The following is a 12,864-nucleotide window of genomic DNA, read 5'->3' as shown; positions in this document are numbered from 1 at the left end:
TGCCCTGCCGTGCCCCCCTGCCCCGATCTTCCTCAGCCCCAGCGGCCCAGGAAGATCGGGTTGGTCATGGCCGCCATGGGGCCCGGCAGGCCCGCAGTTGTCGAGGGGTGGCGGACTTCGGCGCGTATATAGGCCGAGTAGTCAGGGGTGGTCTGCCAGCTGACGGTGCCATCGCCCGAGGCGGGGAGTGGGGTGGAGTACAGACGTCCCTGGTCGGTGATGAAGGAGACCGTGCAGCCCGGGGCGCCGGAGACCTTCAGCTGCGCGGTGACCTTCGCCGTACGGGAGACCTCCAGCCGCTCGGCGATCCCGGCGTGTTCGCCGCGCTCACCGGTGACGGAGAAGGCCAGATCGACCTTCGACGACTCGGCGATCCAGACCCGGCCCGTCCGGATGCCGTCTTGCAGGGCGCGGCGCGAGAGATCGTCGGCGAGCACCACGGTCTGCGGCAGGCCCACGACATCCGGGTCGCGATGGGCGTCGCTGTGGCCGACGGCCGGCAGCCAGTCCGCGCGACCACGGGTGTGCGCGACCAGGGCGTTGTCCCACTCGGCGAGGGTGATTTCGTCATCGGGGGTGTACGGGCCGTTCCAGACCTCCACCGCATCGGCTTCGTTGAGCCCGAACTTCCAGTTGCAGCCGATGCAGGTGGCGTGCGGATGCGCCGGGATGACCAGGCCTCCGGCCCGCCGGATGGCGCGGGCGTACTTTCCGAAGGCGTTGTCGCGGGCCCGGTAGCGCCAGTCGATGAAGACCCCGGGGTCGGTGCCCAGCGCCACCACGTGCCCATTGCGGGTGGTCACCTCTTCGCCGGTCAGGATCAGCAGGTCATCGCCCCACAGGCCGTCCCAGGCGCGGTGCGCGGAGATGGTGTTGTGCTCGGAGGTGTTGATGAAGTCCAGCCCGGCGGCGCGGGCCAGCGCGGCGATCTCGGCGGGGGTGCGCTTGCCGTCGGAGTGGACGGAGTGCAGATGGCTGTCGCCGCGGTACCAGGCGCGGCCACGGCCCCGGGCGCGCTCGGGCGGATGGACGGGCGCGGGGGTGTGCCCCTGGGGGCCGTACCGCAGGGTGATCGTGACGTCGTAGGACAGCCCTTGCGGCGCGACCGTGTACGGGCCGAGGGCGATGTGCCAGGTGCCGGCATTGACGGGGCCCGGCAGATATCCGGGGGTGGCATCGTCGGCGCGGAGGAAGAACTCCGTACGCGCCCCGCCCGACCAGCCGCGGAAGCCGGTGCCGCCGAGGTCCGTGCCCCGCTCGTCGAAGATGCCGATGTCGCAGGCGTTGCCGGGCGTGCCCTCGGGGACGGCGGGTTTGTCGTAGCTGTAGGCAACGGCGATCTCGCGGACTCCGTGCGGCACTTCGACCGGCAGGTACACGAAGTCCGGCGCGCCCGTGGGCAGATGGCCGGTGACCCGCCGGGTCCGCTCGCCCGGTCCGCCTCCGGGCTGCCCGGCCGCGGGCGCTGCGTCGGCGAAGCTCACACGTCCGAGCGTAAGCGCGCCCGTCGCGCCCGCAACCGCCGAAAGCCTCAGAACGTCGCGTCGTTCCATCCCCGCCCCCCGTGCCGTCTCGTACCCGTCTCGTTCCGCCGCGCAGCCGGCTCGTTGCGCCGCGTGAAAACTGTTGTACGCGCGTGTGACTGAGAGGGAAAGGCCTGTGGATAACCGTCGGGCGGTGAGGCAACATGCGGTCACTCACACGCCCGACGCGGAGGTCCCAGCATGCGCATCGCGACCACGATCTTCCTGACCGACGAGACGATCCGGCCGGACCGGCTGGGCCGCGAGCTGGAGCAGCGCGGATTCGCCGGTCTCTACCTCCCCGAGCACACCCACATCCCCGCCAGCCGGGACACCCCCGCCCCCATGGGCGGTCCGCTGCCCCGCGAATACGGCCGCACCCTCGACCCGTTCATCGCACTCGGCCAGGCCGCCGCGGTCACCGAACGGCTCGCCCTGGGCACCGGCATCACCCTCGTCGCCCAGCACGACCCGGTCGACCTCGCCAAGCAGATCGCGACCCTCGACTTCCTCTCCGGAGGCCGCTTCACCCTCGGCATCGGCTACGGCTGGAACGTCGAGGAGGCCGCCGACCACGGGGTGGAGTGGTCGACCCGGCGTGCGCTGACCCGCGACCGGGTGGCGCTGATGCGCGCGCTGTGGGCCGAGGAACCGACCGCGTACGACGGCGCATTCGGGTCCGTCCGGGCCTCCCTCGCCCACCCCAAGCCGGTGCACGGCGCGCCGCGCACCCTCCTGGGCGGCGCGGCCGGGCCCAAGCTCTTCGGGCAGATCGCCGAGTACGCGGACGGGTGGCTGCCGATCGGCGGCCGCGGGCTGACGGAGACCCTTCCGGTGCTGCGGCGGGCGTGGTCGGACGCCGGGCGTGCGGGCGAGCCGGTGGTGGTGCCCTACGCGGTCCACCCCTCGTCCGGGAAGCTGGCGCACTACCGCGAGCTGGGCCTTCAGGAAGTGGTACTGCAGCTGCCTGCGGCCGGGGAGGCCGAGGTCCTGCGGACGTTGGACGACTTCGCGCAGTACCTGTGACATGTGACGTACCGGAGTGTGACGTGCGGGATGGGTGACGTGTACGGGAAGTGTGCCGTGCGGGAGAGGTGGCGTGTACGGGAAGTGTGCCGTGCGGGAGAGGTGGCGTGTACGGGAAGTGTGCCGTGCGGGAGAGGTGGCGTGTACGGGAAGTGTGCCGTGCGGGACGGGTGACGGGCGGCGGAGTGGGAGGGTGCGCGCCGGGGCGGGGCTCCTGCGGACAGGCCGTAGGGCACGCTCAGAACAGGCCCCAGGGCAGTCTGAGGACACGGGCCGGGGCCTCGTTCCGGTCCTAGGGCCATAGGTGTACGGCACCCCCGCCCGGGTCGGGACCCGAGACCGATCCGCGTCCGCCTCTCCGGACGTAGCGTCGAAGGTGAGGGCCGCGGATCTCGTAGCGGATCAGCGGTCCAAAGAGAACGGTCCAAGGCCAAGAAGATCAACGGTCCATGAAGGTCAACAGGTCAACAGGTCAACGGTCCGAGCCGATGCAGCAGATCAGGGGACCCGCTGATCACGCGACCTGAGAGATCACCGCGACCTGAGAGATCAAAGGAGATCCGATGCCTCGCCTCGACCACACGATCGTGCACAGCACCGACCGTTTCGCCTCCGCCCGGTTCCTGGCCGATCTGCTCGGCGCGCCCGAACCCAAGGCGTTCGGCCCCTTCGCCGCCCTCAAGCTGGACAACGGGGTGGCCCTCGACTACGCCGAGCATGTCGCCAACGGCGAGTTCGTCCCCACGCACTATGCGTTCCTGGTGACCGAGGACGAGTTCGACGCGATCTTCGGCCGTATACAGGAGCGCGGGCTGTCCTACTGGGCCGACCCCGGGCACACCAGGCCTCAGGAGATCAACACTCTGGACGGCGGCCGCGGTGTCTACCTCAACGACCCCGATGGCCACAACATGGAGTTCTTGACCAGGACATACTCCGACGAGCTGCTGGCCAGTATGTAAGCGTGCGAGGAGCCGCCGCCGGGAAGTGCCCTTTCGGGGCCGGCCGGAACCTCCGTCCGCAGTGATCAGTGGCACATCGGCCGCCGGTTCTCCGGCGGCGGCGCTGTCGGTGTGCGCTCGTATCCTCGGAGGATGACTTCCAGCGCACAGGGACCTGACCAGGCATCCGACCAAGGGACCGACCGCGAAACGGGCGCCGGAGCCGCCCCTCAGGGCAGGCCGACGACCAACGCGATGCGCCGTGCGCTCAAGCGGGCCCGCGACGGTGTGGCGCTGGACGTCAGCGAGGCCGCGGTGCTGCTCCAGGCGCGCGGCGCGGACCTCACGGACCTGTGCGCCTCCGCGGCCCGGGTGCGGGATGCCGGCCTGGAGGCCGCCGGCCGTCCCGGAGTCATCACGTACTCGCGCGGGGTCTTCATCCCGCTGACGCGCCTGTGCCGGGACAAGTGCCACTACTGCACCTTCGTCACCGTCCCCGGCAAACTGCGCCGGGACGGCCACGGGATGTTCATGTCGCCCGACGAGGTACTGGACATCGCCCGCCGCGGCGCCGAAATGGGCTGCAAGGAAGCCCTGTTCACGCTCGGCGACAAGCCGGAGGACCGCTGGCCCGAGGCCCGCGAGTGGCTGGAGGCGCATGGCTATGACGACACGCTCTCGTACGTCCGCGCCATGGCGATCCGCGTCCTGGAGGAGACCGGCCTGCTGCCGCACCTCAACCCCGGGGTGCTGTCCTGGACGGACTTCCAGCGGCTCAAGCCCGTCGCCCCGTCCCTGGGGATGATGCTGGAGACGACCGCCGAGCGCCTGTGGAGCGAGCCCGGCGGCCCCCACTACGGATCGCCCGACAAGGAGCCCGCCGTCCGGCTGCGTGTCCTGGAGGACGCCGGCCGCTCCAACGTCCCCTTCACCACGGGGCTGCTGATCGGTATCGGCGAGACCTACGAGGAGCGCGCCGACTCCCTCTTCGCGCTGCGCCGTATCCAGCGTGCCTACCACGGCATCCAGGAACTGATCATGCAGAACTTCCGCGCCAAGCCGGACACGGCGATGCGCGGAATGCCGGATGCCGAGCTGGAGGAACTCGCCGCGACCATCGCGGTGGCCCGGCACATCATGGGCCCCTCGACGCGCATCCAGGCGCCGCCCAACCTCGTCGACGGTGAGTATGAGCTGCTCATCGACGCCGGGATCGACGACTGGGGCGGCGTCTCCCCGCTGACCCTCGACCATGTCAACCCCGAGCGCCCCTGGCCGCAGATCGACGAGCTGACCGAACGCTGCGCCGCCGCCGGTTTCGAGCTGCGCGAACGGCTCCCCATCTACCCGGAGTTCCTCCAGCGCGGCGAGCCCTGGCTCGATCCCCGCCTGCTGCCCCATGTACGGGCGCTCGCCGACCCGGAGACGGGCCTGGCGGTCGAGGACGCCCCGGTCGTCGGCCGTCCCTGGCAGGAGCCCGACGAGGGCTTCACGATGAGCTCCTCGGGCCGTACGGACCTGCACCACACCATCGACACCGAAGGCCGCACGGCCGATCGCCGCGACGACTTCGACGAGGTCTACGGCGACTGGGAGGCGCTGCGCGAGGCCGCCGCCCCCGGGATGGTGCCGGAGCGCATCGATGCCGACGTACGACAGGCTCTGTCGCAGGCCGCCGACGACCCCACCAAGCTCACCGACGCGGAGGCACTGGCGCTGCTGCACGCCGACGGGCCCGCCCTGGACGCCCTCTGCACCATCGCCGACCAACTGCGCCGCGACACCGTGGGCGACGACGTCACCTACATCGTCACCAGGAACATCAACTTCACCAACGTCTGCTACACCGGCTGCCGCTTCTGCGCGTTCGCCCAGCGCCGCACCGACGCCGACGCCTACACGCTCTCCCTCTCCCAGGTCGCCGACCGTGCCCAGCAGGCCTGGGACGTCGGCGCGGTGGAGGTGTGCATGCAGGGCGGCATCCACCCCGACCTGCCCGGTACCGCGTACTTCGACATCGCGCGTGCCGTGAAGGAACGCGTCCCCGGCATGCATGTGCACGCCTTCTCGCCCATGGAGGTCGTCAACGGCGCGTCGCGTACGGGGCTCTCCATCCGTGAGTGGCTCACCGAAGCCAAGGCCGCCGGACTGGACACCATCCCGGGCACCGCCGCCGAGATCCTCGACGACGAGGTCCGCTGGATCCTCACCAAGGGCAAGCTGCCCACCGCCACCTGGGTCGAGGTCATCAAAACCGCCCATGAGCTGGGCATCCGCTCGTCCTCGACGATGATGTACGGCCATGTCGACCAGCCCCGCCACTGGCTCGGTCATCTGCGTCTGCTGGCACAGATCCAGCAGGAGACCGGCGGCTTCACGGAGTTCGTCACCCTTCCCTTCATCCACACCAACGCCCCCGTCTACCTCGCAGGCATCGCCCGCCCCGGCCCCACCACGCGCGACAACCGCGCGGTGACGGCGATGGCCCGGGTGCTGCTGCACCCGCACCTCACCAACATCCAGACCAGCTGGGTCAAGCTCGGAGCGGAAGGCGCCGCCGAGATGCTCCGTTCCGGCGCCAACGACCTGGGCGGCACGCTGATGGAGGAGACCATCTCCCGTATGGCGGGATCGAGTTACGGCTCCTACCGCTCCATCCAGGACCTCATCGCCATCGCCGACCAGGCCGGCCGCCCGGCCCGGCCCCGCACCACGACCTACACCCCGGTCACCGAGGACCGCCGGACCGTCGCCCTCGCATCGGACGGGCAGCTGCCGGAACTGCTGCCCCTGGTCGAGTAGCGCGGGCGGACCGCGGGCGCCGGAGTTATCCACAGCTCCCGGTCCGCCACTCCGCACACGGCTGATCTGCGAAGGCGGGGTGGTGATCCGGCAGGCGGCGAGGCCGGCCCGAACCTGTCGTCGGCCGCCAGCCTCCTTACTCGCCGCCCTCGCCCTCGTACTCGGCCTCGTGCTGGAGGATGCACTGCTGCCACTGCGACAGTGCCTCTTCGCGGTCGCCTCCGCTGTCCTGGGCGGCGACGATCAGTGCGTCGGCAGCCATGGCGGCGAGCCGCACCGCGATATGGCAGACATCGCTCTGGGGGAGCGGACGGAGGAGTTCCACCGCGCCGTCGCTGTCCCCGGACAGTGCGGAGGCGACGACAGCCATGGTGGTGCGATCCCACTCGTACTCGGACATGGGGAGAGCATGCCCAGCGCGCGCCGCCGCCATCATCGAACGAATGAGCCCCCCGACGGGGTGGGGCCGTAGGGATGGCACAGCGCGGAGTCATACGGATTCTCCCGAGAGGTGTGACGGATGGCATGACGGTGCTCAGACCGGACGGTAGGGCCCCCGTGCCCGAGCCGACCCGTACCGCCCGTGCCCGAGCCGATTCGTGCCGCCCCGTATCGCCCCGTACCCGAGCCGACCCGTACCGCCCCGGGCCGGCGAAGCCGTATCGGTCGATCGAGCGGTATCGATCAATCGACCGAGCCGTTTCGGCCAAGGCCGTATCGGCCGAGCCCGGACTCATCGGGACCGTACCGGCCAAAAGCCGCCTTGCGAGTGACTATTCGCAATACTCACCTGGCCGGAAATTGATCAATCCTGGTCGATTACAGTGCTGCGCCAGGGGCCCCGCAAGGCCCCGGGACGTAGTCAGCTTGGGAGGGCGCAGTGAGCGCAGCGGGAGGCGGCGGCGCCATCTGGGGCCGTGCGGAGCAGCAGGACTTCCGCAGCCGGGTACGCGGCTGTCTGCTCGGCGGCGCCATCGGCGATGCGCTCGGCGCCGGTATCGAATTCGACTCGCTCGACGCGATCCGCAAGGCGCACGGCCAGGAGGGCGTGTCCGATTTCGTACCCGCCTTCGGACGGCGCGGAGCGGTCACCGACGACACCCAGATGACCCTGTTCACCGTGGACGGGCTGATCCGGGCCCAGGTACGCCGTGACACCGGCGCCTGGCATCCGCCCACCGACGTCCACCGCGCCTACCTGCGCTGGGCCGCCACCCAGCGCGACTGGGGCCCGGACGAGCGCAAGAAGGACGACGGCTGGCTCGCCCGCGAGGAGTGGATGTACTCCCGCCGGGCGCCCGGCCGGGCCTGCCTGAGCGGCCTCGGCGACGAGGTGATGGGGACGCTGGAGGCACCCAAGAACCCGGACTCGAAGGGCTGCGGCGCGGTGATGCGCTCCGCGCCGTTCGGACTGCTGGTCGGCTGGGAGCCGCAGCTGGTCTTCCAGCTCGCCGTCGAGTGCGCGGCGCAGACGCACGGCCACCCCACCGGCTATCTGGCGGCCGGCGCGTTCGCGGTGATCAGCCACTCGCTGGCGCGCGGCGAGGACCTCGACGGCGCCGTGCAGAAGGCGCTGGCGCACCTGGCCACCCGCCCCGGCCACGAGGAGACCACCGACGCCCTCAAGCGCGCGCTCGGCGCCGTACGGCAGGGCATGCCGACGCCCGCCCGCGTGGAGTCGCTGGGCGAGGGCTGGACGGCCGAGGAGGCGCTGGCGATCGGTGTGTACTGCGCCCTGGTCGCCGAGGACATCCGGCACGGCCTGCTGCTCGCCGTCAATCACAGCGGGGACAGCGATTCCACCGGCGCCATCTGCGGCAACCTGCTGGGCACCCTGCACGGTGAGACGGCGCTGCCGCCGGTGTGGCTGGTCGAGCTGGAGGGCCGGGAGACGATCCTCCAGCTGGCCGACGACTTCTCGATGGAGATGACGCAGGGGCCCGCGCTGCACGGCCCGGCCGGTTCGTCACCGGGGTGGCTCGCCCGGTACCCGCGGGCCTGACCGACCGACCGCTCGGAGCCGGTCCGCTCCGAGCCCCCTCATCCCCTGCCCCTCACTCCCTGCCCCTCACTCCCTGCCCCGTCACCCCCTGCCTCCACCACCCCGTACACCGTCACCCCCCCGTCAACACGACCTACGCCCCGTCCTTGGTCTCCGCCCCCGTCCCGTCCCGCGCCCCATCCCGCGGCGCCCCGCCCCCCTGCCCGGGAATCGCCACCGAAGCCGCCGAAGCCGCCGAAGCCGCTGCCCCCGCCGCCCCCGCCGGCCCGTCGTCGTCCGAATTGATGCGCGCCAGCACCGCATCCCGCTCCGGCGTGTCCTCCGGCCGTACGAAGCCGAGGAGGACGAAGAGGACGAGCGAGGTGGCGACCGGCGAGACGATCTGGATCTGCAACTGGACGCCGTTCAGGCCGTAGTTGGTCAGCCAGAAGGCGAACAGACCCGCCGCCCAGGACCCCAGCGCGGCCGTGGGGCCGGACTTGCGGAAGAACCGCAGCATGCCGAGCAGGAACGGGATGGAGATCGGGCCGACCAGCCCGGCCACCCATTTGATGACAATCGTGATGATGTCCTTGAACGTGGGGGAGTTGACCTGCGTCGCGATCGCCATCGAAAGCCCCAGGAAGGCGACCGTGGACAGCCGCGCAGCGAGGAGCCCGGCCCGGTGCGACCAGGCGCGCGCCTTCGCCGAGAGCGCCGGCGCGATGTCCCGGGTGAAAACCGCGGAGATGGCGTTGGCGTCCGAGGAGCACATGGCCATCGTGTGCGAGAAGAAGCCGACGATGACCAGGCCCAGCAGACCGTGCGGCAGCAGACGTTCGGTCAGCAGCGCATACGCGTCGGAGGCGTCCGGCTTCTTGGTCTCGACCAGCAGCGGAGCGACCCACATCGGGAAGAAGAGGACCGCGGGCCAGACGAACCACAGCGCCGCCGACAGCCGCGCCGAGCGCTTGGCCTGCCGGGCGTTGCGGGTGGCCATGAAGCGCTGGGCCTGGTTCCACATGCCGCCGCTGTACTCGAAGGTCTTGATGAAGAGGTAGGCGAGCAGGAACGTCAGGGTGTACGGGCCGACGGTCGGCTGGGTGTGGCTGTCCGGCAGCTTCTCCCATACGGTCCACAGCGAGCCGAAGCCGCCCAGTTCGCCCATGACGGTGACCAGCATCGCGACACCGGCCAGCAGTTGGATGACGAACTGCCCCAGCTCGGTCAGCGCGTCCGCCCACAGCCCGCCGACCGTGCAGTAGATGCCGGTGATCACGCCCGTGATGAGGATGCCCTGGTTGAGCGAGATACCGGTGAAGACGGACAACAGGGTGGCGATCGCCGCCCACTTGGCCCCCACGTCCACGATCTTCAGCAGCACCCCGGACCAGGCCAGCGCCTGCTGCGTCGGCAGGTTGTAGCGGTTCTTGAGGTACTCCAGCGGCGAGGCGACACCCAGCCGCGAACGCAGCCGGTTGAGCCGCCCCGCGAACAGCTGGGCGCCGATGGCGATGCCGATCGCGATGGGGAAGGACCAGGTGACGTAAGAGGTGATGCCGTATTGGTAGGCGATACCGGCGTAACCGGTGAACATCACCGCGCTGTAGCCGGACATGTGGTGGGAGATGCCGGACAGCCACCACGGCATCTTGCCGCCCGCGGTGAAGAAGTCGCTGACGTCGTCCACCCGCTTGTGCGACCACACACCGATCGCGATCATCACGCCGAAGTAGCCGATGAGTACGGCCCAGTCGAGACTGTTCATGCCCCCTCCAGGGGTCCGCCTTGTGAACGTGAATCACTTCGCCGTGACGTCCTGTGGGGCGGTATCCCCTGCGGGAGTAGGGGACTTCGGGGATTGAACCGTCCAACGAGCGGGCCGGTCAAGGGTATCGATGGTCATGGATGTGAACAGGGATCAGTAAAGCGAACGATTTTACCTTCTCTTGGCCCTCGGGGGCGTTGTCCCGGAGGCGGCGCCGAACACACGATGAGCGCACACTTCGCCGGGCGCCGTCGGCCCGAACGCACGCACTGACACCGGCACCAAAACTGCCGCACGGGGCGCGGGATCCCGTACGGCTGCTCAGTCCGAACCGGCCCGGTTCAGTCGGATCCGGCTCGGCTCAGCCCCACCCAAGCCGGCTCGGACCGGCGCGGCCGGGCAGGCCTCAGTCGGGTGCCGTCCGCGAGGAGGCCGCCCAGAGGAGCCCGCCCAGTGAAGACAGTCCGGAGAAGGCAGCCCAGAGGGGTCGCTACCGCATCAGCTCTCCGGCGTTGACCAGCAGCGACTGGCCCGTGATGGCACGCCCCCGGTCCGAGGCCAGAAAGACCGCGGTCTCGGCCACATCCGCGTCCGTCGCCAGCTCGGGCAGCGCCATCCGCTCCGTGAGGCGGGCCAGCACCTCGGACTCCGGGACGCCTTCGCTGTGCGCCTGGAACCGCACATACGCCTCCACCGGCGGCCCCCACATCCAGCCGGGCTGCACGGTGTTGACCCGTATCCGGTCCGGCCCCAGCTCGCGTGCCAGCGAATACATCGCCGAGACCAGCGCGCCCTTGGACGCCGCGTACGCCGCCTGTCGCACCTGCGAGGGCGCGGCGACCGACGACTGGGTGCCGATCATCACGACGGATCCGCCGCCGCGCGCCACGAGCGAGGGCAGGCAGGCGCGGGTCATCCGCAGCGTGCCGAAGAGGTTGACGTCCACGACACCGCGCCAGGAGTCGAAGTCGGCGTCCCGCAGGCCCCCGAACAGCGAGTCCAGCGCGGCGACATGGATCACCGCGTCGATGCCGCCGAACCGCTCCACGGCCAGTGCGGCCAGTGCCTCGCACTGTGCCTCGTCGCTGATATCGGTCGCCCGCCAGGCCGTACGTGTCCCCGAAGGGTCGGCCTGCGCGGCCGACTCGGCGAGATTCGCCTCCGTACGGGCGCCCAGCACCACCGAGGCGCCGTCCCGTACGCAGGCCGCCGCGACCTGACGGCCGAGCCCGGCCCCTACGCCCGAGACGATGACGGTCTTGTTCCGCAGCAGCATGTGTGCCTCCCGGCCGGGCCGCCCAGCTCGCAACTGATGGGGCGTCAGGTTAGGCCCGGAGGCTCGGGAAGGCCAGGGCCGTTCGTGACCGTGACGGCAGGAGTCTCCCGGGCTCAGCCGTCCCGTCGCGCGCCCTCCAGCGCCTTCTCCAGGCGCCCCAGACCCTCGCGGATCTCCTCCGGGGAGTGCGTCACGAACGACAGCCGGACGGCCGTGGCGTCCGGCGGCCCGGCGAAGAACGGCGCCCCGGGGACGTAGGCGACGTCATGCCGCACCACCTCGGGCAGCAGCGCCGTCGCGTCGTACCCCTCGGGCAGCGTCGCCCACACGAACATGCCGCCCTCGGGACGGTTCCACCGCGAACCCTCGGGCAGCGTCGCGGGCAGCCCGTCGACCAGCGCGTCCCGCCGCTCGCGATAGGCGTCGCGCACCCGCCGCAGGTGTGCGTCCAGGTCCGCGACCGCCAAGTAGCGTGCCGCGGCGGCCTGGTCGATGGTCGAGGTGTGCAGATCGGCGGCCTGCTTGGCGATGACACAGGCGCGCCGCAACGCGGCCGGCGCGCGCAGCGAGCCCAGCCGCATTCCGGGCGCCATCACCTTGGAGAACGAGCCGAGCAGCGCCGTACGGTCCTCCGCTCCGGGGAACGACGCGACCCACGGCACCGGCTCGCCCTCGAAACGCAGTTCGCTGTACGGGTCGTCCTCGGCGATCCACAGCCCGCGCCGGGCGGCGACCTCGGCGACCGCTGCCCGGCGCTCGGCGGACAGCGTGCGGCCGGTCGGATTCTGGAAGGTCGGCACGAGGTAGAGCAGCTTGGGCCGCTCGCGCGCGGTGATCTCGTCCAGCGCGGCCGGGTCCAGGCCCTCGTCATCGGTCGGCACCGGCACCACCCGCGCACCGGTGAAGGAGAAGATCTGGAGCGCCGCCAGGTAGCAGGGGTCCTCGACCAGCACCACGTCACCCGGCTCCAGCAGAGCCGTGGCCAGCAGCGTCAGGCCCTGCTGGGAGCCGGTGGTCATCACCAGGTCATCGGCATCGGTGGGCAGCCCGCGCGCGGTCGTACGCGCCGCGACGGCCGCACGCAGCGCCGGATCACCCTCGCTGGTGGAGTACTGCAGGGCCCGCATCGGGGCCTCGGTCAGCACATGCTGGAAGGCGGCCGCTATGCCCGCCGCATCGAACAGCTCGGGCGCGGGCAGCCCACCGGCGAAGGAGATGACCTCGGGACGGGCCGTGAGCGCCAGGATGTCGCGTACCGGCGAGCTCCGGGTCCGCGCCACCCGCGCGGCAAGCTCCGGGACGGCGGTGGCTGCGTGGGCAAGGATCGCGTCCGACATGGCGGCTCCCATCGCTCGTGTCTGCGATTAACCGGCGTTAGCTGCAGATAACAGGCAGCCTAAGCGCGCCGGGGAGCGGTGTGCAGGGGTGCCCGCATCGTGGGCTTTCACATGGGGAAAGCCTCGGAGTGATGTCGTGCGGTCCGGCTACGGTGACCTCCAGACGTGGACTACTTCGAATGGGGGCGCGGAAATGGATCCGTTGGTTCT

At 70.7% G+C, this 12,864-nt stretch carries 9 protein-coding genes; 4 read left to right on the top strand and 5 right to left on the bottom strand.

All coding sequences use genetic code 11. The features are described 5' to 3' along the window. Positions 1 to 32 precede the first annotated feature (32 nt). Complete coding sequence (locus K7C20_RS16005) at positions 33 to 1,553, bottom strand: CehA/McbA family metallohydrolase (protein WP_030080601.1); 1,521 nt, start codon at positions 1,551 to 1,553, stop codon at positions 33 to 35. Positions 1,554 to 1,724: 171 nt separating this feature from the next. Between K7C20_RS16005 and K7C20_RS16000 the strand changes: the two genes are divergently transcribed. From K7C20_RS16000 to K7C20_RS15990, 3 genes are all read left to right on the top strand, one after another. Continuing rightward, entirely contained in the window at positions 1,725 to 2,549 is an 825-nt protein-coding gene (locus K7C20_RS16000; protein ID WP_053210178.1) for a TIGR03619 family F420-dependent LLM class oxidoreductase, read from the top strand. A 563-nt stretch (positions 2,550 to 3,112) separates the two neighbouring features. Then, on the top strand, positions 3,113 to 3,511 hold the full coding sequence (locus K7C20_RS15995; RefSeq protein ID WP_030080608.1) for a VOC family protein: 399 nt from the start codon (positions 3,113 to 3,115) through the stop codon (positions 3,509 to 3,511). Positions 3,512 to 3,643: 132 nt separating this feature from the next. Next, a complete protein-coding gene (locus K7C20_RS15990; protein WP_078953042.1) occupies positions 3,644 to 6,292 on the top strand; it encodes a bifunctional FO biosynthesis protein CofGH in 2,649 nt (882 codons plus the stop codon). 136 nt (positions 6,293 to 6,428) lie between these two features. Here the strand turns inward: K7C20_RS15990 and K7C20_RS15985 are convergent, their stop codons facing one another. Next, the gene (locus K7C20_RS15985; protein WP_037839439.1) at positions 6,429 to 6,692 is read right to left on the bottom strand and encodes a hypothetical protein; all 264 of its coding nucleotides are present in this window, start codon (positions 6,690 to 6,692) and stop codon (positions 6,429 to 6,431) included. Positions 6,693 to 7,172: 480 nt separating this feature from the next. On the opposite strand from K7C20_RS15985, the gene K7C20_RS15980 reads away from it, so the two are divergent. After that, positions 7,173 to 8,294 (top strand): ADP-ribosylglycohydrolase family protein, encoded by a 1,122-nt coding sequence (locus K7C20_RS15980; RefSeq protein WP_030080616.1) that lies wholly within the window; start codon positions 7,173 to 7,175, stop codon positions 8,292 to 8,294. A gap of 133 nt (positions 8,295 to 8,427) precedes the next feature. Here K7C20_RS15980 and K7C20_RS15975 read toward each other — a convergent pair whose 3' ends face one another. From K7C20_RS15975 to K7C20_RS15965, 3 genes are all read right to left on the bottom strand, one after another. After that, positions 8,428 to 10,041: a sodium:solute symporter family protein gene (locus tag K7C20_RS15975; protein WP_030080618.1), complete on the bottom strand. Its 1,614-nt coding sequence runs from the start codon at positions 10,039 to 10,041 to the stop codon at positions 8,428 to 8,430. 490 nt (positions 10,042 to 10,531) lie between these two features. Beyond that, positions 10,532 to 11,317 carry an SDR family oxidoreductase gene (locus K7C20_RS15970; RefSeq protein WP_030080620.1) on the bottom strand — a complete coding sequence of 262 codons (786 nt, stop codon included), beginning with the start codon at positions 11,315 to 11,317 and terminating at the stop codon, positions 10,532 to 10,534. A 113-nt stretch (positions 11,318 to 11,430) separates the two neighbouring features. Beyond that, a complete protein-coding gene (locus K7C20_RS15965; protein ID WP_030080622.1) occupies positions 11,431 to 12,654 on the bottom strand; it encodes an aminotransferase-like domain-containing protein in 1,224 nt (407 codons plus the stop codon). Positions 12,655 to 12,864 lie beyond the last annotated feature (210 nt).

Source organism: Streptomyces decoyicus (assembly GCF_019880305.1).
GTDB classification, from domain to species: Bacteria; Actinomycetota; Actinomycetes; order Streptomycetales; family Streptomycetaceae; genus Streptomyces; species Streptomyces decoyicus.
The sequence above is the reverse complement of the archived record's forward strand: the minus strand, read 5'-3'. Positions and strand labels throughout refer to the sequence as shown.